Origin of the sequence: Campylobacter subantarcticus LMG 24377 (assembly GCF_000816305.1) — a bacterium.
Classification (GTDB): domain Bacteria; phylum Campylobacterota; class Campylobacteria; order Campylobacterales; family Campylobacteraceae; genus Campylobacter_D; species Campylobacter_D subantarcticus.
Genome location: NZ_CP007773.1, coordinates 1,403,023 through 1,427,226 on the forward strand (window position 1 = coordinate 1,403,023; position 24,204 = coordinate 1,427,226).

25 protein-coding genes are annotated in these 24,204 nt (G+C 29.5%); 8 read left to right on the forward strand and 17 right to left on the reverse strand.

Features of this window, described 5'->3' with window-relative positions:
• Positions 1-85 precede the first annotated feature (85 nt).
• The 10 genes from CSUB8523_RS07235 to CSUB8523_RS07280 all read right to left on the reverse strand — a co-directional run bounded on the left by CSUB8523_RS07235 (position 86) and on the right by CSUB8523_RS07280 (position 10,384).
• Positions 86-583 (reverse strand): TlpA family protein disulfide reductase, encoded by a 498-nt coding sequence (locus CSUB8523_RS07235; protein WP_043020061.1) that lies wholly within the window; start codon positions 581-583, stop codon positions 86-88.
• Complete coding sequence (locus CSUB8523_RS07240) at positions 544-1,035, reverse strand: TlpA family protein disulfide reductase (RefSeq protein WP_039664353.1); 492 nt, start codon at positions 1,033-1,035, stop codon at positions 544-546. Before CSUB8523_RS07240 ends, CSUB8523_RS07235 begins: the two co-directional genes overlap by 40 nt.
• Positions 1,025-1,681, reverse strand: coding sequence for an ABC transporter ATP-binding protein (locus CSUB8523_RS07245; protein WP_039664354.1), 657 nt, complete (start codon positions 1,679-1,681; stop codon positions 1,025-1,027). Before CSUB8523_RS07245 ends, CSUB8523_RS07240 begins: the two co-directional genes overlap by 11 nt.
• Positions 1,681-2,796 carry an ABC transporter permease gene (locus CSUB8523_RS07250; RefSeq protein WP_043020062.1) on the reverse strand — a complete coding sequence of 372 codons (1,116 nt, stop codon included), beginning with the start codon at positions 2,794-2,796 and terminating at the stop codon, positions 1,681-1,683. The genes CSUB8523_RS07245 and CSUB8523_RS07250 overlap by 1 nt, the downstream gene beginning before the upstream one ends.
• Positions 2,786-4,078, reverse strand: coding sequence for an ABC transporter permease (locus tag CSUB8523_RS07255; protein ID WP_039664356.1), 1,293 nt, complete (start codon positions 4,076-4,078; stop codon positions 2,786-2,788). Before CSUB8523_RS07255 ends, CSUB8523_RS07250 begins: the two co-directional genes overlap by 11 nt.
• Positions 4,068-5,489 carry a ferrirhodotorulic acid ABC transporter membrane protein gene (locus tag CSUB8523_RS07260; protein WP_043020063.1) on the reverse strand — a complete coding sequence of 474 codons (1,422 nt, stop codon included), beginning with the start codon at positions 5,487-5,489 and terminating at the stop codon, positions 4,068-4,070. The genes CSUB8523_RS07255 and CSUB8523_RS07260 overlap by 11 nt, the downstream gene beginning before the upstream one ends.
• A 76-nt stretch (positions 5,490-5,565) precedes the next feature.
• The gene (locus CSUB8523_RS07265) at positions 5,566-6,087 is read right to left on the reverse strand and encodes a ferrirhodotorulic acid transporter, periplasmic binding protein (protein WP_039664358.1); all 522 of its coding nucleotides are present in this window, start codon (positions 6,085-6,087) and stop codon (positions 5,566-5,568) included.
• Positions 6,084-8,135, reverse strand: a complete 2,052-nt coding sequence (locus CSUB8523_RS07270; RefSeq protein WP_043020064.1) for a ferrirhodotorulic acid transporter inner membrane protein — start codon at positions 8,133-8,135, stop codon at positions 6,084-6,086. The genes CSUB8523_RS07265 and CSUB8523_RS07270 overlap by 4 nt, the downstream gene beginning before the upstream one ends.
• A gap of 399 nt (positions 8,136-8,534) precedes the next feature.
• Positions 8,535-9,395 (reverse strand): D-amino acid aminotransferase, encoded by an 861-nt coding sequence (locus CSUB8523_RS07275; protein ID WP_043020065.1) that lies wholly within the window; start codon positions 9,393-9,395, stop codon positions 8,535-8,537.
• Positions 9,396-9,406: 11 nt separating this feature from the next.
• Entirely contained in the window at positions 9,407-10,384 is a 978-nt protein-coding gene (locus tag CSUB8523_RS07280) for a glycosyl transferase family 90 (RefSeq protein WP_043020066.1), read from the reverse strand.
• A 123-nt stretch (positions 10,385-10,507) separates the two neighbouring features.
• Between CSUB8523_RS07280 and CSUB8523_RS07285 the strand changes: the two genes are divergently transcribed.
• A complete protein-coding gene (locus CSUB8523_RS07285; RefSeq protein WP_043020067.1) occupies positions 10,508-10,999 on the forward strand; it encodes a hypothetical protein in 492 nt (163 codons plus the stop codon).
• On the opposite strand, the gene CSUB8523_RS10485 is transcribed toward CSUB8523_RS07285, so the two are convergent.
• Together CSUB8523_RS10485 and rsmH are read right to left on the reverse strand one after the other, a co-directional pair.
• Positions 10,996-11,910, reverse strand: coding sequence for a hypothetical protein (locus CSUB8523_RS10485; RefSeq protein WP_043020068.1), 915 nt, complete (start codon positions 11,908-11,910; stop codon positions 10,996-10,998). The genes CSUB8523_RS07285 and CSUB8523_RS10485 overlap by 4 nt on opposite strands.
• Positions 11,911-11,913: 3 nt before the next feature.
• On the reverse strand, positions 11,914-12,831 hold the full coding sequence (gene rsmH, locus CSUB8523_RS07295; protein WP_039664364.1) for a 16S rRNA (cytosine(1402)-N(4))-methyltransferase RsmH: 918 nt from the start codon (positions 12,829-12,831) through the stop codon (positions 11,914-11,916).
• 60 nt (positions 12,832-12,891) lie between these two features.
• Between rsmH and CSUB8523_RS07300 the strand changes: the two genes are divergently transcribed.
• The 5 genes from CSUB8523_RS07300 to CSUB8523_RS07320 all read left to right on the forward strand — a co-directional run bounded on the left by CSUB8523_RS07300 (position 12,892) and on the right by CSUB8523_RS07320 (position 18,914).
• On the forward strand, positions 12,892-13,470 hold the full coding sequence (locus CSUB8523_RS07300) for a class II aldolase and adducin N-terminal domain-containing protein (RefSeq protein ID WP_043020069.1): 579 nt from the start codon (positions 12,892-12,894) through the stop codon (positions 13,468-13,470).
• An 84-nt stretch (positions 13,471-13,554) separates the two neighbouring features.
• A complete protein-coding gene (locus CSUB8523_RS07305) occupies positions 13,555-15,033 on the forward strand; it encodes a peptidylprolyl isomerase (RefSeq protein WP_043020070.1) in 1,479 nt (492 codons plus the stop codon).
• Positions 15,030-16,412 carry a cell division protein FtsA gene (gene ftsA / locus CSUB8523_RS07310; protein WP_039664367.1) on the forward strand — a complete coding sequence of 461 codons (1,383 nt, stop codon included), beginning with the start codon at positions 15,030-15,032 and terminating at the stop codon, positions 16,410-16,412. The genes CSUB8523_RS07305 and ftsA overlap by 4 nt, the downstream gene beginning before the upstream one ends.
• Positions 16,413-16,423: 11 nt before the next feature.
• On the forward strand, positions 16,424-17,530 hold the full coding sequence (gene ftsZ, locus CSUB8523_RS07315) for a cell division protein FtsZ (RefSeq protein WP_039664368.1): 1,107 nt from the start codon (positions 16,424-16,426) through the stop codon (positions 17,528-17,530).
• A gap of 19 nt (positions 17,531-17,549) precedes the next feature.
• Positions 17,550-18,914 carry a nicotinate phosphoribosyltransferase gene (locus tag CSUB8523_RS07320; protein ID WP_039664369.1) on the forward strand — a complete coding sequence of 455 codons (1,365 nt, stop codon included), beginning with the start codon at positions 17,550-17,552 and terminating at the stop codon, positions 18,912-18,914.
• On the opposite strand, the gene ispG is transcribed toward CSUB8523_RS07320, so the two are convergent.
• A complete protein-coding gene (ispG, locus tag CSUB8523_RS07325; RefSeq protein ID WP_043020071.1) occupies positions 18,911-19,975 on the reverse strand; it encodes a flavodoxin-dependent (E)-4-hydroxy-3-methylbut-2-enyl-diphosphate synthase in 1,065 nt (354 codons plus the stop codon). The genes CSUB8523_RS07320 and ispG overlap by 4 nt on opposite strands.
• 67 nt (positions 19,976-20,042) lie before the next feature.
• Between ispG and CSUB8523_RS09840 the strand changes: the two genes are divergently transcribed.
• Together CSUB8523_RS09840 and CSUB8523_RS09845 are read left to right on the forward strand one after the other, a co-directional pair.
• Entirely contained in the window at positions 20,043-20,264 is a 222-nt protein-coding gene (locus CSUB8523_RS09840; RefSeq protein WP_052243688.1) for a hypothetical protein, read from the forward strand.
• A gap of 247 nt (positions 20,265-20,511) precedes the next feature.
• Positions 20,512-21,336 carry a DUF2972 domain-containing protein gene (locus CSUB8523_RS09845; RefSeq protein ID WP_148308434.1) on the forward strand — a complete coding sequence of 275 codons (825 nt, stop codon included), beginning with the start codon at positions 20,512-20,514 and terminating at the stop codon, positions 21,334-21,336.
• Here CSUB8523_RS09845 and CSUB8523_RS07335 read toward each other — a convergent pair.
• From CSUB8523_RS07335 to CSUB8523_RS07350, 4 genes are read right to left on the reverse strand one after another with little or no spacing between them, the layout of a single operon-like run.
• Positions 21,329-23,173, reverse strand: coding sequence for a primosomal protein N' (locus tag CSUB8523_RS07335; RefSeq protein WP_043020072.1), 1,845 nt, complete (start codon positions 23,171-23,173; stop codon positions 21,329-21,331). The two genes, CSUB8523_RS09845 and CSUB8523_RS07335, sit on opposite strands and share 8 nt — an antisense overlap.
• Positions 23,170-23,640 carry a type II secretion system protein gene (locus tag CSUB8523_RS07340; RefSeq protein ID WP_039664373.1) on the reverse strand — a complete coding sequence of 157 codons (471 nt, stop codon included), beginning with the start codon at positions 23,638-23,640 and terminating at the stop codon, positions 23,170-23,172. Before CSUB8523_RS07340 ends, CSUB8523_RS07335 begins: the two co-directional genes overlap by 4 nt.
• Positions 23,641-23,880: a hypothetical protein gene (locus CSUB8523_RS07345; protein ID WP_012661889.1), complete on the reverse strand. Its 240-nt coding sequence runs from the start codon at positions 23,878-23,880 to the stop codon at positions 23,641-23,643.
• Entirely contained in the window at positions 23,867-24,100 is a 234-nt protein-coding gene (locus CSUB8523_RS07350) for a hypothetical protein (RefSeq protein WP_012661890.1), read from the reverse strand. Before CSUB8523_RS07350 ends, CSUB8523_RS07345 begins: the two co-directional genes overlap by 14 nt.
• Positions 24,101-24,204: the final 104 nt, after the last annotated feature.

Sequence of the window (24,204 nt, forward strand, 5' to 3'; positions counted from 1 at the left end):
ATTATAAATTTTTAATTAAAGAAAATTTAATATAAAAAATCTCCTAAATACTATAAGTACAATAATTTTAATATTTTCAATAAAATTATTGTAAAAATTTGGTTTTATTTTCTAAAATGCTTTTAGGGGTAAATCCTATGAATTTTTCATATCTATTGCCTTTTTCATCAAAAAAAACTATCACAGGTACACCATAGATCCCACCCACCGCTTTAGATAAAAAAGAACTTGCCTTAGCTTCATATATAAGTGGCAAATCTAACTTTTTTTCTAAAAGAATTTTTTGAGCATCTTCTTTTAACTTAACTCCATTTAACACTGCTAAAATAAGAAATTTTCTTTCCTTGTAAAGCTCATTTAATATAGGAATTTGTGCATCACATGCGCCACAATCTTGCGTAAGGAAAAATAAAGCATACGCATGGTTAGAATTCTGAATTTTTAAAGTTTTTTTAAAACCATCATAATCAAAAATATAATTATATTTTGAATTTAAAGTTTTAAATTCGTTATTTGAGCAAGCATTAAGAAAAAAAATACTTATTAAAGCCAAGAAACAATAGAAAATTTTAGTTGCGACCATGGCTTTTCTCCTATGATTTTATCTTGCACAACACCATCTTTAATGACAAAAGTAGTTGGCACAGCAAAAACACTAAATCTTTGCCATGATATATCTAAATCATCTTGCAAAAATATAATATTTTTATAATCATATTTTGTAGCAAATTCTTCAAAATCTTTACCTTTATCTATAGAATCAAGTGCTAAAATAGTCATTTTTTTAGGGTGTTCATTAGCTAATTTCTCCAAAAGTGGCAAATCTTTCAAACAAGATGCACAACCTTGCTCCACAAAAGTTAAAACGATAAGATTATCAAAATCGGCTAATTTAACTTTTTCTCCAGCTAAATTCCTAGCTGCGATTTCTGGTGCTTTTAGACCTATTTTGCCACCATTTTTGTTATTGTTTTCAAAACAAGCACTTAAAAATATACTGCACAAACAAGTTAAGATTAAAATTTTAATTTTCACTTTTCATTGCCCCATGGCTTAAAATGATCGTTCTATCAGCAAAAGTAGCTAAGTCTGGATTATGAGTGATTAAAACTATAGTCTTGCCATCTTGTTTTAATTTGCAAAAAAGATCTAAGATGTTTTTTTCATTTGCTTCATCTAAATTTCCCGTAGGCTCATCTGCGAGTAGAATTTCAGGATCATTCACCAAAGCCCTTGCTATACATAGTCTTTGTTGCTCTCCACCACTTAACTGACTAGGCAAATGCGTAAGTCTATGAGAAAGTCCTACTTTTTCTAGTGCTATCATAGCATCTTTTTGTTCTATGCTTGAATGGTAAAATTGCGCTAGCATGACATTTTCTAAAGCATTTAAATAAGGTATTAAATGAAACTGCTGAAAAATCAAACCTATCTTCTCTCTTCTAATTACACTTTTTTCTTCTTCGCTTAAATTTCCAACTTCTTTATCATCTAAAAAATACTCCCCGCTACTTTGAGTATCCATCAAAGAAAGTATATTCAAAAGCGTAGATTTACCAGAACCTGATGGACCCATGATAGCTAGCCACTCGCCTTGCTTTACTTCTAAGTTGATATCTTGCAAAGCTTTAACTTCATTGAAATTACGATTTAAATTTGAAATTTTTATAATATTTTTCATCACTCACCCTTTAAATTTTCACAAACATTGATTTTTAAAGCTTTTTTTAACGGTAAAAAACTCGCAAAAAATGCAAATATCAAAGAAACAAGCACTGCAAAAAATACCGAAAGTAGTCTAAAATCTATACTTGCATTAAAAATCAAATACCCAAAAATATTTGCTAAAAAATATCCACAAAAAGCACCAAGCAAACTCGCACTTAAACTTAAAATAAACACTTCAGTCCCAAAAAGCTTAATAATCTCTTTATGCTTAGCTCCCAAAGCAAGGTGTAAAGCTATTTCTTTTTTTCTTGAAAAAATCACCGCACTAAGAGTGGTATTTACACTCAAAGAGCTAATGAGTAAAATCGTTAAGCTAATCAAAGCCATTAAAGCTTTAATTTTATCTAAAATTACACCCTCGCTAATAGATACCGAAGCAATCACCTTTGCTTCTATATTACCCTTGCTAAGTTCTTTTGCTTTTTGATCTAAGCTTTCATAATTACCTAGTAAAATAGCCTGAGCATAATTAACTACTTCTTTATCAGCTAACTCTTGGGCTTTTTTCAAAGAGATGATCAAAACGCCATCTTGCTCATCATTGCTTCTTAAAATGGCTTTGATTTTAACTTTGGCTATTTTAGAAATGCTTGGATTGTAAATTTGTAATTCTTGTCCTATTTTGAGTTCAAGTTGCTTTGCTAAATCTGCTCCCACAAAAGCACTATCTTCGCTAAAATCACTTAAAGAAAAACTACCCTGCAAAACCTCCATAAAAGGCTTGGTAAGCTTTAAATTGGCAAAATCAACTCCAACTACTACTGCACTAGAGCTTTCAAGATTGTAAAAACCGTATAAAAATGGGGTTAAAGCTTTTGCTTTTAAATTTTCTTTAGCTTGATTAAAATCTTGCATACTTAAAAACTCATCGTCTTTAGGCGTGATAATAAAATTCGCACCATAAGCTTTTAATTCTTTAGATAATTTAGTATCAATATCAAAATAAATATTAAAAAACGAAGCACTTACCATAGCACCCATAAATACAGCTATAAAGATAACACAAACTCTTTTATAAGAAAAAATAAGAGATTTAAAAACCTCTTGTATAAAAAAATTATTTCCCATATAAAACCTCTGAAGTAGAAAGTTTAGAAATGCCCTTAATCGAGAACAAGCACCCTAAAAATACTATAAGCACTGCAAAAAATAAGCAAATTGGCAAAATAATCCAAGAGAGTGCGATAGTATGATCAAATATACTCAAAGCGATAATCTCTGACATAGCTATACCAAAAGCAAAACCCAAAACAGCTCCAACCAAAGCCACTACAACCCCTTCCAATGCAAAAATCATATAAATTTGTAAAGTACTTGCACCCAAAGCTTTTAAAAGCCCTATTTCACTTCTTCTTCTAAAAATATCCGCACTCATTAAAGAAGAAATAGCTATAGAAGCCACAACTAGACATATGATACTAACCACAGCCATTAAAGATTGAATTTTTGATACTATTAAACTTTCTGCATCTGAAATCGCACTCACCACTTTTGTGCTAGCACCTTTGAAATCTTCTGCAATTTGATAAGCGATTGAACTTACATAAGCAGTGCAATACCACTGATCATATTCAAGTTGATCAAGACTATCTACATCACGTCTTGCTTTTTGTGCTAAATCATTTTCAGGTATAGTTAGCGCTGAAACTTCTGCTTTAGCAAACAAACCTTCTTTATTAGAAAGTTTTTGCGCCAAAAGCAAAGAAGTGATAAGCTTATTTGAAAAAGCCTGAGTTAAGTCCACTATGCCGACAATTTTTACTTTAAAATTTTGGTCATTTTGTATGATTTGAATTTCATCATTAACTTTTAAATGATATTTTTGTGCCAAGTCTTTTCCCAGCATTACCTCATCTAAACTATCATCTTTTGGGTAGTTTCCTTCTATCTTGCTATATTTATAAAGCTCTTTAATCCCTGCGTAAAAATCATCATCATCTTGGACTTTTATAGCTTTATCAAAATACGTCCCTACTAAGGCTATATTTTCATAACTTGCGCTTGGAGTTTGAATTTTTACCTGCGTATCTAAAAATGGCGCAAAGGCGTTGATGTTGTTTCTCCAAAAAATTTCTTTAATAGTATGAAGCTTGTTTTCTTCTAAAAAATTTTGATTTTTTAAAGGTTCGTAGATTTTATTACCTACTTCCACGCTCAAACTCGCACCTTTAGGTAAAACCAAGATGTTTGATCCATAACTTCTTAGTTCTTTTGTAATCTCATTGCCTATACCTAAAGTAAGATTTAACATTGTAGCCATAAGCAAAGTAGCTAAAAAAATCGTTAGCAAAGCCAAGGATTTTTGAATTTTATTTTGAAAAATGGAATTTTTTACAATCTTAACTTGCATAGTCATTTCCTAATAAATTATGAATTCTATATTTTGAAGTTTTATTGGTATCAATGTATTTTAAAGGATCGTTTTTAAATTCTTCATAGTTTTTTTCATTCGCAAAGAAATATGTTCTTCCTTTATAAACATAAGATCTTGGTGCTTTTAAGTTAATAAGCTCAGTACGATCGATAGGATCATAAACTTTCTTTTCTACTACTTGAGTAAAAAAATTCACCCCATCTAAAATTTCTGAAAAAGGTATGATAACTTTACCATTTTCAAATTTATATTTCATTGGGATAGGATTACATCCGCCTGCTTTGCCCACACTTGGCAGGAAAATTCTCACATTACACGAAATACAAATTAACTCTCCACCTCTTTTAACATAACCCATATCACCACATATACTACAAGCATCAAAAACCGCTACCGGTGAGTCTTTGTCTTCTCTTTTGTTGATTAAGAAAAATCTCACTACCTTACCCTCATCACTAATATAAGCAAAGCGGTGTAAGTTGTTATCTCTTAAAATAGCTACATCAAAGACAAATTCATCATTTTCATTTGGTTCTACATAGGTTGGCTCATCTATGGTGATTGGCTTGGAAGCATGCAAGTCATAAAAAAGACAAATACAAAGGCTTAAAACCATAGCACTAAAAACACTTGCGCTAAAGTTAGTTATGGTTGAATTTTTAGCGTGATTTTTTCTAAATTCTATATCAAAATCTTTTTTCTTGGTATTTTCACTCACTCTTTGTTTTAGAGCTAAAACAACACAAAGCCCTAACAACACAAACCATACATAAGTATAAAATTTAGCATAATACACACTTTTTGCTACATAGCTTAAATACAAGCTTTCTGTTTCTATTACGCCTTCTCTCATAAGGTGTAATAGAATTTGTGCTAAAGCTTCATTTAGATAAAAAATCACGATAACAAATAAAAATAAATTTAAAAACTTAAATTTAAATTCTCTTAGCCATCTTATATAAAGGTAAATTCCAAGACATATCACAAAAGCAAGCAAAATAAATCCAAAAGAACTAATCGCTAAAGAATCTAAAAAATTAGTACTTAATATAGGAAAATCCACCGAAACATGCAAATACTTCACACCAAAAGCAAAGGATAGCAAAAACACCAATACGCTTTGAATTTTTTCTTTTATGATGTTATTTTGCATATAAACTAAAACAAGTAACACTAAAAACACTAAAACAAACAAGATGTTATTGAAAAAAAACAGTAGATCGTATTGAAGTGTCTTAGAACTAATAAAAAAAGCAAAATAAGAAAAAACAAAACCCACAAAAGCGAGTTTACACACAAAAGAATTTTTTAGATTGTAAAAAAATAAAGCACTTAAAAGCGCATAGGAGAAGAAAACTCCAAAAAAATGTACAAAATAAATCGACATAGGCTCTTCTTTTGATAGAATTTATTTATAAAATCAATAATTTCATAAATAAACCCTAGCAAAAGCTAGGGAAAAATCACTTTGGTTTACCTGTGTATTTGAAGTTGTATTTAACTGAAAATGGCTCAAACCACTTACCAACACCTGTTTCTTTATCAACATGACGTCCAAAGCCTTGCTTTTCTGGATTTTCAATCAAAAATACCAACTCATAATTTCCTATACCTGTATCCATTTTAATGTTAGCACCATAGTGAGGGCCATCATCTGCTACCATAGGCATAAGTGTTCCTGTTTTTACTTTACCATTGTCAAGGTTAGTAAGTTTGTATGCAACAGATAAATAAGGGATCCAAAATCCTTCTGGAAAACCGTTTTTATTGCCTTTTAATGCATGGATGTCTGCTTCAAGGTGAATATCTGCTAAACTTGCTGCAAGATCAATTCCTCTTGGTTCCATTTCGATTGGTTGCAAATAAACCGCTGCAATCTCCATACCATTTAACTCATATGGATCACCAATTGGCACCTCTGCTGCGAAAACCGAGCTAGCTAAAATGCTCGCTGCTGCACCTAAACTTAATAAAGTTTTTTTCATATTTTCCCCTTTTTATTTGAAATTTGCTTTGTTATAAAAATACCCATAACGAGTAAGATTAAAACCATAAACTGTGGTATGATGCTCTCATAGTAAGGATAAATTCCAAGCCATAAAATTCCTTCAAAATCAAAAGGAAGCAAGCTTGGGGTGATAACCTTAGCTTCTATAAGTTCACCGATGCCTTTGCCCGTAAAGACAAAAACCATATAAAATATAATATATGAAGTAATATAGAAAAATTGTTTTACTGGTATTTTTAACGCACCAGCTTTTAATAAATAATAAAGTATGACAAGTATAACTAAACCGCTACCTAAACCTATAAATATAAAACTATAATCTATGCTTGTTTTTGCATCAAACAACAATGCTTGATAAAAAAGAATAGTTTCAGCACCTTCTCTATATACAGCTAAAAATACACTAAACCATAGTGTTTTTGCTGAATTATTCGAGATGGCTTCCACTGCTTGGGTTTTAACATAGTTTGCCCATTTTTTATTTTGTGCATTTGATAAAAGCCAAAAACCAACATAAAAAAGCAACGCCACTGCAACAAGCATGGTGATACCTTCTAGTAATTCTCTACTTTGTCCAGCTTGTTCTTTGAAAATCCATGATATAAAAAATGCTGTCACAAAACTTAAAAACACTCCGCTCCAAAGTGCTGAATACACTATACTTAAACGCTTTTTATTGCCACTTTGAACTAGATAAGAAACAATAGCCACGATGATAATTAAAGCTTCCAAGCCTTCTCTTAAGATAATACCCAAAGCCCATATAAACAACGACATAGGCGATGATTCTTGAATTTTATCTAATGATCCTTCTATCAACGCACTTAATTCATCAAAATTTTGTTTTAATTCTTCTTTAGAAGCACTCGCTTTAATCAAAGCAACGCCTTTTGAAAAATAACTTTCTATTTTTAATTTTAAAGCACTATCAATAGCACCAATTTTACTTTCCATGCCACTTGCTTCAAAAATATCCAAATAAACATTTTGTAAAGCATCTATGCTATTTAAATTAAAACCATCATAATTTTGTAAAATATTATTAAGTGCAATTTTTATATCATCATATACTTTAGTATAGTTTTTAGTGCTCATAACACTTTCATCAAAGCCTTTAACCTGAAGTAAAGCTAATTCTTCTTTAGGAAGATCCAAAAAGGCTTCATAAAGCAGATCTGATATAGTTGAAATTTCATCTCTTATGGCTTTTTCGTTTAAGGTATTAGCGTTGATTTGTCTAATGATCGTTCGAAGTTTGGTTTGAATTTTTTTATCAATACCTGCTTTGGTGTATCTTGCGACCAAAACCTCAACTTTAGAATTTCTATAATCATCAAACAAAGCAGATTGGATCAAGTCTTTAGCTTTTTGATTATCTTTGTTGATAAAAGCTAATGCAGCCTGATCTAATTTCGAAATCATCGAATCCATCAAAAATTGCAATCTTGCATCCATAGCAGAAGCTTCTTGCAATGCTAATAAAGTATCATCATTAGCATTTTGTTCTTGAGAATTTGCGCTACTTGCTTGCGAACTTTGTGTAGCTTGACCTTCAACCTTCTCTCCAAGCAATGCAGCAAACATTGCTTCTGCTTGCGCTTGGCGTGCTTTTTCTGCTTTTAAAGATGAATCCTCGGCTGCTTTTTTGTCATAATTGACATCGCTTGCTTCAGCTTTAAGTTGAAAACCCTTCTCTAAAATAGGCACAACCTCATCTAAGTCAAAATACAAACTACTAATTAATGCTTCAATCTTAGAAAAATCTTCTTTATCTTTATACATTTTTCTTAAGTTGACAAATTTACGCTCCATTACAATAACTTTTCTTCCAACATTACGCCCTATAGAACCCTCCATGGTTTCAAAATGCTGAAAGTAAGCATCTTCAGCTTTCTTTTTTGCTTCTAAATTTTTATCTTCTTTGTATAAAAGCACACTTTCATCTAAAATTTGCTTAATCGCTTGAGCTTCTTTTTGATAGTCAATTTCTCTAGCATATACAATAGAACAAAATAAAAAAATCATCAATATACTTATTTTTTTAAACACTATTTTACTCCGAATTGATATTCATTTTTAAAATCATAGTTAGAAGTATAGTACCCCCTTTCTTAATTTTAGATAAACATTATCATTATTTATTTCTTAGAGAAAAGATTAAATTTACTGCAAAAAATGTTTTTATGCACAAAATAAAATAAAAAATTATCATTTTAATCTTATTTATTTATTTTTTATTTATTTTTATCATAAAAACAACTTTTATACCTTAGTTTTTATTATTTTTATTTTCAAAAATGATTTTAGAAATTTCCCATGGGAGTTTAGATGAGTTTGTGTGTACAAAACTGCTTAGGGCTTATTTTGAAATAAAATACTATCTAAAATAAGCCCAGTCTAACAAAAAAAGAACTGATATAAATTTTATAACATTACTTCATTTTGAATTTTTTCAATATATTTTTCCCTTAGTTTTTGAGTATAAAATCCTACTTTACCATCTTTTATGACTTTGCTATCTGCTTTCACAACACCTAAAATCAAAAAAGTAGCCGCAGAGATAAACACTTCATCTGCTTCATATACTTCTTTCATATTAAAAGCTCTTTGTTCTATTTTAAGACCCAATTCTTTTGCAAATTTTAAAATATTTTTACGACGAATTCCTGGTAAGATTTCATTTGAAAAAGGCTTGGTGATCAAAGTATCATTTTTAATAATAAAAGCTGAACTACTCGAAGCTTCAGTAACGAAAGAATTTTCCACCATAAATGCTTCAAAAGCTTTGGCTTTTACCGCTTCTTCTTTTGCAAGACACTGTGCTAATAAAGATATAGACTTAATATCTCTTCTTTTCCATCTTAAATCAACCGTAGAGATAATATTTACTCCATTTTTAGCTAATTCATGATCTAGCACTTTACTTTCAAAAGCAAAAGCCATGATGGTAGGCTCTAAACCTTTTAAAAGTGCAAAATTTCTGCTACCAACCCCTCTAGTAACTTGCATATAAACTCCACCTTCTTGAAGTAAATTGCTTGTTGTTAGTTGTGTTAAAATGGCTTCAAATTCTTCTTTTGTATAAGGTATTTTAAGATCAATTTGCGCCAAACTACGCTCAAAACGCTCCCAAAATTCTTCCTTATCTGCTATTTTTGCACTTACTACAGGAACCACCTCATAAATTCCATCTCCAAAGATAAAACCCCGATCAAAAATGCTGACCTTGGCTTCATTGGCCTTTAAAAACTCGCCGTTTAAAAAAACAATCTCTTTTTCTTGCATCAGTTCTCCTTTTAGTCAAATAAATCCACAATAGCCTGTGGCAAAGTGATTTGATTTGAATAATAAAAATATTTCGCCAAAACCAAAATACCTATATAAAATTCTAATTTCTCATCTAAAAATTGCTCTATGTAAGCATGGGCATTTTGTATGATTTCTTTTGCTTGATTTGGATAACTTAGATAATAATCCATCAAAGCCTCTACATTTTCATAATCATCATCAATTAAAGCAAAATGTTCATTTGGAACCAATCTACCTTCCATAAACCATGTTTCATAGCGCATTTTTGGTGCTAAGACCAAGGAATTAGTTTTCATAGCCCATTTTAGATTACTAGCTACATCATTACCCTCCAAAGAAAGTAAAAATTTAAATTGGGTTTGATAAGACCTGCTGATTTTAAAGTTTAAATTTTTTATCCACTTTTCTGCATGAATTTTTCTATCCCCAACGTGAGCAATATCACAACGATCGTGATTGAAGTACTTTTCAAAAAAACGAATACGATGTGGTTGATAGATCGCACCTCTGAAAAAAAGAAGATCTTTTTTATCTTCAAAAACATACTGATCTTGTATAAAATCAAAATGTCTATTTTTATCTAATTTTAAGATGATATTATTACAACCTTCTTTAATAGGTCTTGATTTAGCTATACTTGGGTATTTAAGGTTATAACTAATATCACCAAAACCTTTAATCCACAACAAATCATCATCATAATACTTACTAATCGCATAAGCATCATAAGCATAAGAAGTTTTTTTAAAAGGTAATTTGCCTATTTTTTCATAGCAATCTAAACTTTTTATATCAAAAAAATCATTTTGTAAATTATAATAATTCACACGGCTGATAATATGATCTAAATGTTTTGATTTTAATATTTCATTGAAAATATTGCTAAGCTGATTTTGATAAATTCTTCTAGGTATAAAACTTTTAGCAACACCCTTAACATTCATCATCAATCTAGAATCTGCCATTTTACTCTTTCATTACAAAATAAGATAAATTTTAACACAAGATTTCATTTACAAGACTTAAAATTTAGTTTATTTAAAAACAAAAATGTTAAAATCACAAAAATATCAAAAATAGGTAAAACAATGAAAATTCAAGAATTTATTTTAAAATTTATTTTTAAAGTTTCAAACCAACCAGTCAATCTAAAAGACCTGCTTGAAGCTAATGCTTTATTAAATGAAGGTATGATGGTCGATCCAGCAAAGTTAAATTTTAAATTTAGGGTTTTTAATTCTTACCTTATATATACTCTTTTTTGTATTGCGATTTTAGTACCTATGTTGGTGATTACACATTATTTTTTGACTATTATTGATTTTCATATTAGTATTTTAAGCGCTGTTTTAGTGACTGCATGTATTTTTATAGGTTATGATATTTTTAAAATTTATACAAGAAAAATCATCAGCAAAAGATTATTAAAAAAAGCATGGGCTTTGCATTTTCCGTATTTTGCATATGAAAAATACTCCAAAATAGCGGAAAATATTTACAATCAAGCCATCAAGGAAGAAATTCCAAAAAATCAACTCGAACAATACGTTTTAGAAAAAATCATTCAAACACAAAACTAATCAAGAAAATCCAAAACTTGATTTTGAAAATACAGCGCTTCAAGCTGTCTTTGGAGTTCTTTATTTTCCTCATCTAAAACAAGCTCTTGTGATCTTAAGTCAGCGATATCTCTACTAATATAGTAAATTTGATTTCTAATATAAATTTGTGGGAAAAACACAAGCAAGGCAAAAGCTATCATTAATCCAACATAGAGTAAATTTTTAGGACTTAAATTTTTGTTTTCTTCACTAACTATACTATCTAAAAGATCATATTTGTCTTCTTGGTTGTATTCTTGATTTTCTTCAAGTCTTACTTTTTCCTCTAAAATTCTTTGCTCTTCTTTGGCAAGTCTTTCTTTTTCTCTTAACTCTTCTTGTGCTTTTTTGATTCTTTCATATTCTATTTTTTTTTGCTCTTTTGCTTCTTGTTTAAGTTTATTTTTTTCTTTTCTTTTTTCTTTTAAATCTTGAAATTTTGAAGTGACAAAAACATTACTTTGAGTAAGAATTTTAGATATTTGAATAGAATCTTTACTTTCTTGCTTTTTTTCTGTTTTTTTTGCTTCTTGTGTTGATTTATTGTTTTTAATCGTTTTAGAATTTGTAATATTTTTTTTATCGGATTTTTCTTTTTGCTTTTTGAAAAAATTAAGTTGCAATTTAAAAGGCTTTTTTTCTTCTAATTTAACATTAATCAAATCTTCTTTTAAATAAATGGCAGATTGTTTTTTAGGTTTTTCTTCATATTCTTCATCAAAATCCGTAAATTTAGGTCTTTTTTTACGCTGTATTCTATTTTTTAATATACAATCGCTTTCATTAAAATTTTGCTTTTCGTAAGGCCTACCTTCTTTAATAGCCCTAGAATATTTCAACATTTTTTCGCGTATATTTTGTTTTTCTTTCAAAAAATCATCTTCAATCATTATTTACCTAAAATAAAAAATTCTCATTTTCGCACAACTTGATCTACTATTATAACTTATTTCTTCTTTAGAGGCACTTATAGCTTTTTTACTTAAAATTTTACCAAGACTATGTCCTTTACCACATTCACATTTTATGGCTCTTTCATCGCAAATGCAGTCTTTTTCCCATCTTTTAAAAGTATTTTTTACTATCCTATCTTCCAAAGAATGAAAACTAATAATAGCTAATTTACAATCTTTTAATTTTGCTTTTTCTATGTTTTCAAGTAAGAATTTTAACTCACCAAGTTCATTATTTACTTCTATGCGTAAAGCCTGAAATACAAGCAAAACTAAAGACACATTGCGTCCTTTTAACTTAGCATTTCCTATAATTTGGCTCAATTCCTTTGCACTTGTAATTTCTTTTTGACTTCTTGCATTGATGATTTTTTGAGCAAGCATTGAAGCAACTGGTGCTAAATCTCCATAGTCTTTAAAAATTCGCTCCAAAGTTTCCTTGCTATAAGAATTTACCACTTCTTTAGCACTTAAAGGGTTATTTTGATCCATTCTCATATCTAAAAAATCAGAATTTAGTGAAAAACCTCTATCATTTTTATCAAGCTGCAAAGAAGATACACCAATATCAGCTAAAATTCCTCTTAAGTTTTGCGTTGAAATTTGAGTTAAAATATCTTTAAAGCCTATATGATTAAAACTTATCCTATCTTGAAATTTTTTTAAAAATTCTTTAGAAAAATTTAAAGCTTCTAAATCTTTATCACAAGCAATTAATCTTAGTTTCTCATGAGCTTGCAATAATGCTTTAGAATGCCCTCCATAGCCTAAAGTACAATCTAAAAAATCTCCACTATCAAAATCACTAAAAATATCTAAAACTTCTTGTAATAAAACGGGAATATGTGGACTTTGCAAAATAAACCTTTTAAAATTTTTTAGTATAATATCTTAGTTAAGTTTAAAACAAGGTTTTCAATGAATAAAGAAAATATCATTTCACAAATTAAAATGCTTTCTACTTCAATGTTTAAAAAAAAATTTTTTGGAATTTGCCACGGATCGGTTTCAGCAAAACTATCTCAAAGTTTTTTTATTATAAACAAAAACGACACTTTTTTAAATCAGTTAGATGAAAAAAATCTAAGCATTTTAAAATTTGCAAAAGACTACAGTTGGAGTGAAGCTAGTAGTGATTCTGAAATCCATAAAAGTATATATGAGAATATACCTGAAGCTAAATTTGTATGTTTTGCTTGCCCAACTTACACTTTATCAATGAGTTTAAATCACGATTTTATAATACCTCAGGATTATTTTGGTGAAATTTTTTTAAAAGAAATTCGAATTTATAATCCTAAAAATTATGAAGATTGGGAGGATAGATCGCAAACTGAAATTTATCGTTATATGCTAGAACAAAAGCAAAATTTTGTTGTTGTAAGAGGTTATGGTATCTTTGCTTATGGTAGAACAAGTTACGAATTAGGTAAAATTATAGATTTAATTGAAAATTCTTGTAAAGTTATCCATCTTGCTGAAACAAATTTATCATAAAAAATTTATAAAATTAATCTTTTATTAATCACAAATTACCTATAATTTATGGTTTAATTTAATTAATTATGAATTGGGGTAAAAATGCTCACTTGGATGCAGCATCATAAAAAGTATTTAGTTGTTACTATTTGGGTTAGTGTTATTGCGTTTGTTGGAGCAGGTTTTGTTGGTTGGGGAAGTTATGATTTTAACACTGATAGATCCAACTCTGTTGCAAAAGTAGGTGATGAAAAAATAAGCTACGATGAGTTTAATCTTAAATATTCTCAATTATTTGGCTATTATTCTCAGCTAAATAATGGTAACTATACACAAGAGCAAGCACAAAAAGATGGCTTAGATACCCAAGCTATCAATGAACTTATACAAGAAAAACTACTGCTTTCTTATGCCAAAACCTTAGGTTTAAATGTGAGTGAGGAAGAAATTGCTTATGATTTAGCACATCAAAAAATCTTTCATAATGCTTCAGGTGTTTTTGATAAAAATTTATATTATAATCTTCTTGCAAGAAACAACTATACACCAAAAACTTATGAAAAAATCATTCATGATGAGCTATTACTTAAAAAAATCAATGCTATTTTAAATTTAAAAATCAAACCAAATGAGCTTGATATGTTTGGTGCAAGTTTTTTAATGCAAGATAGTTTAAAGATTCAAGCTATAACACTTGATAATAAAAACATAACAATTGATGAAAAAGAGTTAAAACAAGTTTGGGAGAAAAACAAAGAACTTTATAAGACACAAAAAAATTACGAGCTTGCAACTTACTTTTTAAAACCTGACTTAATAGCAGTGGATGATAAAGAAATTCAAGCATACTACGAAGAAAACAAAAATAATTACAAAGACTTTGCAGGAAAAATCTTAAGCTATGAACAAAGCAAAACACAAGTGATAAAAGATCTAAAACTTTCTAAGCTAAAATTAAAAGCCAATGAAAGCTATGTGGCTTTAAGAAAAAACGAACTTAATTTTGATAAAAATATCACCATTAGCGATGTAGATATTTATTATCCTTTAGAAAATATACAAAAATCCAAAGAAAATGATTTTATTAAACCATTTCAATTTGAAAATGGCTATATGGTTGCAAAGATTATAAAAATAAATCCTATACAAACCATGACTTTTGAGCAAGCTAAAAATGAAATAAGCAAGCTTTACATCAAAGAAAAAACCAAAGCCTTATTAGAAGAAAAAGCAAAGTTTGCTTTAGATAATTTCCAAGGTATAGACATAGGTACTTATAGTCGCGACTCAAGTAAAAATGCAAAAGTAGGAAATATGATGAATGATACTGAATTTAGCGAGTTTTTAATGCATGTATTTGATTCAAACAAAGCTAAATCTTATGTATTATTTGATGATAAAGCAATAGTTTATAAAATTACAAAGCAAACTTTAGAAAATAAAAATAAAGAAGAAATTTATAAATTTATCATAGAGCAAAGCGCTAAACAAACTAAACAAGCTTTGCTTAAGGAAGAATTATTAAAAAAACTTATAGAATTATATCCAATTCAACGCTATTATAAAGGAAATACAAATTGAATATTTTAGGAATTGATTTAGGCTCAATACAAACTTGTGCCATATTAGCACAAAAAAGCGAAGAAGGACTTAAAATCATTGGTTTTGGAAAATCAAAATCAAATGGTATAAAAAAAGGAGCAATTACTAATATAGAGCTTGCTTCAAAATCTATAGAAGAGGCGGTAGCTGATGCACAAATGATGTCAGGTGTGCATTATGACAAAGTGATCGTATCTATTTCGGGAGCATATGCTAAGAGTGTTGATAGCATAGGTGTGGTTAATATACCCAATCACGAAATAGGCATCAAAGAAATTCATAGAGCAGTAAGTACAGCAAAACATACTGCAAATATACCTAGCGGATATGAAATCATTCATGTATTGCCTTACAATTTCAAGGTAAATGATCTTGAGCATGTTGAAGATCCTTTAGGAATGAGTGGAAATCGCCTTGAAGTTTCTACACATATTGTAATCTCACAAGAGGTGCATATTAAAAATCTAAAAAAAGCCATGGAGCTTGCTGATCTTAGAGTAGATAATATCGTTCTTTCAGGATATGCTTCTTCTATTGCATGCTTTGACGATAGTGAAAAAGAATTAGGTGCTATTTTAATTGACATGGGTGGAGCGGTTTGTGATATGGTCATTCATGCGGGCAATTCCATACGCTATAATGAATGCTTACAGATTGGATCAGTAAATATCACCAACGACTTATCAATTGCCTTACATACCCCGCCAAAAGAAGCTGAAAAACTAAAATTAAATTATGCATCTTTGGCACAAAATGAAAACTCTATTATACAAATTCCATATATGGGTGATGAAAAAAGAAAAAATGAAGTTTCGGTGGAAGTTATATCTAATGTTATTTATGCAAGAATTGAAGAAACTATTATTATTTTAGCAAAAATGCTAAGTGATAATGCATGTGCCAATTTAGCAGGAGCTGGCATAGTATTAACTGGGGGAATGACAAAATTTACAGGACTTGACAAACTTGCTTCAGCTTATTTTGATAATAAAGCTGTTAGAATAGCGACCGCAAAAAAATATACTATGGATGGCTTTAAAGAAATTTTTGAGGATTCAGAAAATAGCTGTGCTATAGGTCTTTGCTTATATGGTGGTGGACATTTTACTCCTTATGAGTTAGATTCTAATGAGAAACTAAGATACAAAGGAGAGCCTGAGTTTATCAATAAACAGATCAAGCAAAATCTTACCATAGAAGAGCATGAAAAAGAAGAAAATAAAGATTTTGAAGAAATTTTCCAAGATCAAAAAAACCTTGAAGATGAAAAAACAGAATTAACAAAAGTTGAAAGCAAAAAAGATAAAAAATCAAGTTTTATGCATAAATTTTGGAATAAATTAATAAACCAGTTCTAATAGGAGATACAATGAGCGAATATCTAGTAGAAGAAATGCAACACGCAAAAGGCGCAAAAATAAAAGTCATAGGCTGCGGTGGCGGTGGCGGTAATATGATAGATCATATGGTAAACATGGGCTTACATGATCTTGATCTTATCTCAGCAAACACCGATGCACAAGCTATAGCAAAATCTTTAGCAAAAACTAGAATTCAACTAGGCGAAAAGAAAACAAAAGGTCTAGGTGCAGGAATGCAACCAGAAATTGGAGCAGAAAGCGCTAGAGAGAGTTTTGAAGAAGTAAAAGCGGCTTTAAGTCAAAGCGATATTGTTTTTATTTCAGCAGGACTTGGTGGTGGAACTGGTACAGGTGCGGCTCCTGTTGTAGCACAAGCTGCTAAAGAAGTAGGTGCACTAACAGTTTCAGTTGTGACTATGCCTTTTACATTTGAAGGAAAACAAAGAAAAAAATTAGCCGAAACTGGCTTGGCTGAATTAAAAAAAGAAAGTGATTCTATCATTGTAATCCAAAATGAAAAACTTCTTAGCATACTTCCAAAAAAAGCAGGTATAAAAGAAGCATTTAAACTAGTAGATGATATCTTAGCTAGAGCTGTTAGGGGTATGGTGTCTATCCTTTTAGAAGATGGCGATATTAACGTTGACTTTGCTGATGTTAGAACTGTTATGAGCCATAGAGGTTTGGCTTTAATGGGTGTGGGTCATGGAGAAGGTGAAAATGCCATCATGGATGCATTATCAAGTGCTATAGAATCTCCATTATTAGATGGCATGACTATGAAAGGCGTTAAAGGCGTAATCATTCACTATAAAATTGGACCTGAATGCTCATTGATAGAAATTTCACAAGCCACTCAAAGCATTAGTGATATAGCAGATGAAAATGCGAAAGTAATCTTTGGTGCAACTACTGATGAGAATATGGGCGATCGTGTTGAAGTTACTATCATTGCTACAGGTTTTGAAGATAAAACTGAAATAGAAAACGCTAAAGAACAAGAAGAAAGTAAAAAAAATAGCTATATGAATTTACGTAAAGCTAGCGGCGGATTTGATGAGGAAGTGATTTCTCAACTTGATGTTCCTGCTTTCTTACGTCGCCAAATGGATTAATTTTTGTAAAAATCCTTATATGAATTCTTCATTATTGTGTGATTTTTACGAGCTAAGTATGGCTTATGCATATTTTAAACAAAATATGCATAAGCAAATTGTTTATTTTGAAGTTTTTTTTAGAAAAGCTCCCGATAATGCTTCTTACGCTGTTTTTTGCGGATTAGAACAAATCATAGATCATATTAATTATTTTTCTTTCTCTAAAGATGACATAGATTTTTTGAAAAATACTCAAAAATTTGGTGATGATTTTTTAAACTACCTTTCAACTTTAAAATTTAGTGGAGATATACTAAGTATTAAAGAAGGTGAATGTGTTTTTGCTAATACTCCTTTAATGATCATTAAAGCACCTATAATAGAGGCTTTATTATTGGAAACTTTGATACTTTTAACCCTAAATCATCAATGCCTAATTGCTACTAAAGCCGGCAGAATCACTCAAATTGCAAAAGAAAAATTGCTTTTAGAATTTGGCTCTCGCAGAGCCCATGGAGAAAGCGCGGCTTTAAATGGTTCTAGAGCTGCTTTTATAGGCGGTTTTCATGCAAGTGCTTGTACTTTAGCTGGAAAAAAATTTAATATTCCTATTAGCGGAACCATGTCTCATGCTTGGGTACAAATGTTTGATGATGAGTTAAGTGCTTTTAGGGCATATTGTCAAATTTATAAAGATAATATAAGTCTTTTGATTGATACTTATGATTATAAAAAAGGTATTGAAAATGCTATTTTGGTTTTTAATGAGTTAAATGCACAAAATTCTATGCAAAATTATTCTATCCGTATTGACTCAGGAGACTTGCTTAAAATCTCTAAATATATTAGAAAAAAACTAGATCTTGCCAGCTTAACAAAATGCAAAATCATAGTTAGCAATGCTTTAGATGAGTTCATCATAGAAAAATTACTAAAAAACAAAGCTCCAATCGATGTTTTTGGGGTAGGAGAAAAGCTTATTACTTCGGCAAGCTCGCCTATTTTTGGAGCTGTTTATAAGCTTGTTGCGATTGAAAAAGATGATCAAATCATCCCTAAAATAAAAATCAGTGCAAACTCAAGCAAAACAACCTTACCACATTTTAAAAAACTTATAAGGTATTATAAAAACAATAAAGCAAATTTTGATATCTTATATACACATGATGAGAGTATCAAAAATTACCAAGGCTATACATATAAAATTTTACACGAGCTTATTTTTAAAGATGGAAAATTAGTTTATGAGCTTCCTAACTTGAAAAATATTCAAGAGTATCATAAAAAAAGTGTTGATGGTTTAGATTTTAAACTAAAAAAACTCCAAAATCCAAGTATTTATAAAGTAAAAATTTCTAAAAAATTACAGAATACACAAAAAACTTACTTAGAAAAAAATTAATCTTTTTCTCTAAGCTTTGCCTCATCTTCTACTTCAAGTAAAAATCTATCTACAAGCTCATCTTCTTTTAATTTCGCTACCACTTCACCATGTCTTATAACTAAACCTTGATTTTTTCCAAAAGCAATCGCCACATCAGCACCCTTAGCTTCGCCCAAAGCATTTACAACACAACCCATAACACTTATATTTAATGGCTCTTTTATATGTTTAGTTTTTTCCTCTACTATTTTAATCGCTTTAATCAAATCGCTTTGAATTCTTCCACAAGTTGGACATGAGATGATATTTACTCCACTTTTTTGTACTCCGCTATCTTGCAAAATAGCCCTTGCTACTTTAATCTCTTCTTCAAGCTCCCCTGTCATAGAAACTCTCATCGTATCGCCTATACCTTTTAAAAGCAAATTTCCCAAGGCAATTGAGCTTTTAACCGTACTATGAAATTTAGTCCCTGCCTCAGTAACTCCTAAATGAAACGGATAATCACAAAGTGGTCTTAGAGCCTCATAAGCTTTTATGGTATTTTGCACATCTGAAGTTTTCATAGAAATTTTAATATCAAAAAAATCTAAATCTTCGAGTAATTTTATATTATACAAAGCACTCCCAAGCATAGCCTCTATATTATAGCCATATTTATCGCTAAATTGCTTTTCTATAGAGCCATGATTTACCCCTATTCTAATAGGAATTTTTCTTTGTCTACAAGCCTGTACCACTTCTTTGATATTTTCTTTTGAGCCTATATTTCCTGGATTAATTCTTACCCCATCGATAAATTCAGCACAAAAAACTGCTAGCTTATGATTAAAATGTATATCCACTATTAAAGGTAAAGGGCTTTTTGCTTTAATTTCTTTTAAAGCTCTTGCATCTGCCATATCCAAACAGGCTAAACGCACTATATTTGCACCAGCAAAATAAAGTCTGTTAAGCTGTTCTAAACAACCTTCAACATCCCTTGTTTTAGTAAAAAGCATGGATTGCACAGAAATAGGAGCATCTCCGCCTATTAAAACATCACCTACTTTTATTTGTCTTGTTTTATATCTTGTCATTAAAATCACTCTAAAAATATTTTTATATAATTTTAATAATTTAATCTAAAAATATCAAGGATTTAATATGGAAAAATTACTTAATTTTTTATCAGCTCATTTAGATAGCAAAAAAGCAAATTTTTTATTAAATTCACTCAAAACCAATCAAGATTATTTTTTTCAAAAATTTATCCTAGATAATATAAATTATATTACAGCTTGGCTTAATAGTGACGATTTTAAACAATATGAAAATAAGACTTATCCACCATTAGTAAATCCAAAAAAATATCGATATAGAACCTAGTGATTATTGTGCAGAACTTGCTTGGAAACTAAACATACCTCTAGAAAATGCTAAATTTATCTATATTTCCCCTCATGGTGTTGGTGCTGCTGCTTTTTTAACACTACTCAATGAAGCATGCAATGTTTATTGCTCTGCTTCTTGGATATCTCCAAACAACGGATATTACAGATATAATTTAAATTTTAAATCACTTCTTCAATACTCTCAAACAGCTATTAATATATCCGAGACAAATATTTTAGATTTGGATAAATATTTAAATTTAATTAGTTGTGATATACCTATACTAATTCAAACACGAGATCCCATATCCTTATTAAAACATTCATATGGAAGAGATTGGAGTAAAGTTCAAAGAAACTATAATCAAAATTTTAACTTAAATTTTAACTACCAAGAATATATTAATTTTTTAAAACCAAACAAAACTTACATGAAAGATGATTTTGAAAATTTATTAGAAAATACTTTTATAATGCATACTCTACTTAATAAAATTAACACAAACAATATTACTTATATAGATATGTGTGATTTAAACGAAAAAAAAGCTTATAATACTTTTATTAGCTTGGCAGATAAATTTGATTTTACCCCCCCCCATAATGATGAAAATCTTTTTAAAAGAAAAGAATTTAGAGGTTATATAAGATATTTATTTCCTTTAATTTTTCAAGTAGATTGTGAAATAAAATTAATTATTAATAGATATCATATAAGCAACGAACAAATAAATATTTTTTCCTACATTAGCAATAATGATCTTAAAAATAACATTGGTATTTATATAGATAAAAATAAAATATCTAAATTTTTAAATCATAAAAATTATGCAAGAATCAAACAATACTTATCCAATTTTTTAGACGCAATCAAAGAAATTGTTGACTACACAGAAACAAATCTTATGAAAGAAGATGAAGTATTAGACTATCTCAAGAAAAACAAAACAGCAAGATTGAAACTCAAAGATATATTAGATAAAGAACTGATACATATTAAAAATTTCCGCCCTGATATTGTAAAATCATGGAAGTATTATCAAGAGTTTGAAAAATTCTTTAGCTAAAATCAACCGGATCTATATCGCAAGTAATATTTTTAAAATTTAAGGCAAAATGCTCAAATTTTACAAGCTCTTGATGAGTATTAGCACGCAATAATACATAAAAACGCCATTTCTTATTTAGCATTTCAATGCCACAAGCACCATGGCCTACTAATTGCACTTGTTTTAATTCTTGAACTTTATTAGCTATAAATTCACACAAATTTAAAGCTTTGTTTTTATCCTCATCTTCAATAATTAGCCTTAAAAGTCTTTTAAATGGAGGGTAAAGTTCATTTCTAGCATTTAATTCATCTTTTAAAAAGCTATCATAATCTTGTATATATTTTTCAAAAAAAGATCTATTCTTAGTTTGTAAAAGCACCCTACCCTCGCCCTTTCGACCTGCACGACCTGCTACTTGCATAGCAAGAGCCAAAGTCTCTTCCAAAGCTTTAAAATTAGGTCTAAATAAATACTCATCAAGACCCAAAATCACACTCAAATCCACATTATGATAATCATGTCCTTTAGCAAGCATGGAAGTACCTACTAAAATATCAATTTTTTCTTGATTAAAATCTTTTAAAATCATATCAAGCTTTTTTACACTGCTAACCTCATCACTATCAAATCTTTTTATGATAGGATTAAACTCAGCTAATTCTTTTTCTAAAAGCTCACAAAGCTCTGCTGTACCCATTTTTTTAGCTTCAAGCATAACTCCATTGCAAGTTGGGCAGGTTTGATCGATTTCTTTAGTGAAATTACAATAGTGGCATTTTAATGCATTTTTATTTTTATGTAAACTCAAAGCAATAGAGCAAAAAGGACATTTAATGGTATTAGCACATTCTTTACATAAAATTTGTCTAAAATTTGCCCTTGTAGGTAAAAATACCACGGCTTGCTTTTTATTTCTTAAGCTAATTTTTAATTCTAAAAGCAATTTTGATGAAACACTAAGCTCACTCTCATCGTATAAAAACTGCTTTTTGCTTTCAAAGAAAGTTCCTTTAAGTCTAAAACAAGGATGTTTATAAAAACTCACAATACTTGGAGTAGCAGAACCCAAAAGAACTTTTATATGCATTTTTTTTGCTATAAATAAAGCCAAATCTCTTGCATTGATTTTTGGATTATTAGAAGCTTTATAAGAATTATCATGCTCTTCATCAATAATAATCAAACCCAAATTCTTAAAAGGCAAAAACAAAGCCGACCTAGCTCCCACCACTAAAAGAGCTTTTGAATTTGCCAAATCTTGCAAACATTCTTGCTTTTTTTTCTTAGTAATTTTAGAATGCCACAAGAAAAAATGCTCACCAAAATACACTTTTAATCTTTTTTGCATTTGCGGAGTTAGAGCGATTTCTGGCATTAAAAGCAAAACTTGCTTTCCTTGCTCTAGATGCTCTTTTATCAAGCTAATATAAATTTCAGTTTTACCACTTCCTGTATCACCAAATAGCAAACTAGTTTGTTTGGTTTTTATAAATTCCAAAGCCTCTTGCTGGTTTTTACTTAAACTAGGTGCTTTTTCTATATGAATTTTTTCATTTTTATACTCTTTAATGCTTTCAAACATGCCCAAAACAAAAGCTATTTTACTAGCATAATAATAAGCAATAAACTGAGCAAGTTCATATTGGTATTGTGTTAGCTTAAAACCTGTTTTTTCTTTTATAGCTTGGGTTTTAAAATCAGGCTTTGAACATTTTTGTAAGATTATAGCTTTGAGATTTTTTTTCCTTGCAAGATCAACTACCACCTCATCTAAAATTTCAAATTCTTCCTCACTTTCATAAGTTAAGATATCTAAATAATATCCTTTAATAGCAAGTTGATAAAAATTCAAAGCCCATAATCCTTACAATTTAAACTCACACATTCTAAAAAAACTTTTTCACTATTATAAGAAAAATCTATGTAATTTTTAGTATTTATGAAAAATCTATATTGAGTGTTTGCTATTTTCATCCACGATTTTTTAGATGAAATGATTGGTTTTTCTAAAACGCTATAAGTGCATTGTTTTATATTTTTATGATTTTGAGAATTAGAACATATAAATAATTTTTGATTTTCACTATTTATCAAAGCTTCATCTAAAATAGCCGGAAAATCCTTACTTTCTTTAAATAAAAACTGATTTCTAAGTAAGGATAAAGAAGCATTAATAAGCTCTACCTCACTTTTTACCTGAATGAGTTTAGCATCATTTTTTCCAAAAGAAAAATACGGATAGGCAATTGCGCTAAGAATAGCAATAATCATCATACAAAAAACAAGCTCTATCAAAGTAAAAGCTTTTTTTGTTTGCATTTATTTTATTTCTTCATCGATAGTATTGATAAGTTTATTGAGTTCTTTTTTTAAAATATAGTTTTCGTAGCTAAGTTTTACAAAAGCATTAATGAAATTTGCAAGTTCTATCTTGCCTGTGCCTCCTGAAATTAGAGCAATTTCATCTTCAAGATGGTTTGCAAATTCATTACTACAAGTTACAACAAAGTCTTTTGCATAGACATTGATTGTAACTTTTCTTTGATTATTGTTTGCCAAGAACAGCCTCTATTTTCTTGATCACATCTTCACTTTCAATATTTTTATTTTTAAGTTCTTCTTCTAAGCGTGCGATTTGGTTGTTTTTAGCTTCATTTTGTGCTTTTACACTTACCAATTCATTTCTTAAATTTTCATTGATTTCGCATACTTCATTGTATTTTGCCAAAAGTTCGTTTACTTTATCTGTCATCGTGTTGATTATTCTTTCATCATACATATTTTCTTGCCTTTATTGATTTTATATTTAGAGTATTTTAAATATATAATTGTAACAAAAAAAAATTTAATTTTACACAGCTTTTTGTTTTAAAATTTAAATTT

Bases quoted from the DNA above. Each gene is read 5' to 3' on its own strand.
- CSUB8523_RS07235 (WP_043020061.1), bottom strand. From the start codon at position 583: ATGGTCGCAACTAAAATTTTCTATTGTTTCTTGGCTTTAATAAGTATT.
- CSUB8523_RS07245 (WP_039664354.1), bottom strand. From the start codon at position 1,681: ATGAAAAATATTATAAAAATTTCAAATTTAAATCGTAATTTCAATGAA.
- CSUB8523_RS07250 (WP_043020062.1), bottom strand. From the start codon at position 2,796: ATGGGAAATAATTTTTTTATACAAGAGGTTTTTAAATCTCTTATTTTT.
- CSUB8523_RS07255 (WP_039664356.1), bottom strand. From the start codon at position 4,078: ATGCAAGTTAAGATTGTAAAAAATTCCATTTTTCAAAATAAAATTCAA.
- CSUB8523_RS07260 (WP_043020063.1), bottom strand. From the start codon at position 5,489: ATGTCGATTTATTTTGTACATTTTTTTGGAGTTTTCTTCTCCTATGCG.
- CSUB8523_RS07265 (WP_039664358.1), bottom strand. From the start codon at position 6,087: ATGAAAAAAACTTTATTAAGTTTAGGTGCAGCAGCGAGCATTTTAGCT.
- CSUB8523_RS07270 (WP_043020064.1), bottom strand. From the start codon at position 8,135: ATGATTTTTTTATTTTGTTCTATTGTATATGCTAGAGAAATTGACTAT.
- CSUB8523_RS07275 (WP_043020065.1), bottom strand. From the start codon at position 9,395: ATGCAAGAAAAAGAGATTGTTTTTTTAAACGGCGAGTTTTTAAAGGCC.
- CSUB8523_RS07280 (WP_043020066.1), bottom strand. From the start codon at position 10,384: ATGGCAGATTCTAGATTGATGATGAATGTTAAGGGTGTTGCTAAAAGT.
- CSUB8523_RS07285 (WP_043020067.1), top strand. From the start codon at position 10,508: ATGAAAATTCAAGAATTTATTTTAAAATTTATTTTTAAAGTTTCAAAC.
- CSUB8523_RS10485 (WP_043020068.1), bottom strand. From the start codon at position 11,910: ATGATTGAAGATGATTTTTTGAAAGAAAAACAAAATATACGCGAAAAA.
- CSUB8523_RS07300 (WP_043020069.1), top strand. From the start codon at position 12,892: ATGAATAAAGAAAATATCATTTCACAAATTAAAATGCTTTCTACTTCA.
- CSUB8523_RS07305 (WP_043020070.1), top strand. From the start codon at position 13,555: ATGCTCACTTGGATGCAGCATCATAAAAAGTATTTAGTTGTTACTATT.
- ftsZ (WP_039664368.1), top strand. From the start codon at position 16,424: ATGAGCGAATATCTAGTAGAAGAAATGCAACACGCAAAAGGCGCAAAA.
- CSUB8523_RS07320 (WP_039664369.1), top strand. From the start codon at position 17,550: ATGAATTCTTCATTATTGTGTGATTTTTACGAGCTAAGTATGGCTTAT.
- ispG (WP_043020071.1), bottom strand. From the start codon at position 19,975: ATGACAAGATATAAAACAAGACAAATAAAAGTAGGTGATGTTTTAATA.
- CSUB8523_RS09840 (WP_052243688.1), top strand. From the start codon at position 20,043: ATGGAAAAATTACTTAATTTTTTATCAGCTCATTTAGATAGCAAAAAA.
- CSUB8523_RS07340 (WP_039664373.1), bottom strand. From the start codon at position 23,640: ATGCAAACAAAAAAAGCTTTTACTTTGATAGAGCTTGTTTTTTGTATG.
- CSUB8523_RS07350 (WP_012661890.1), bottom strand. From the start codon at position 24,100: ATGTATGATGAAAGAATAATCAACACGATGACAGATAAAGTAAACGAA.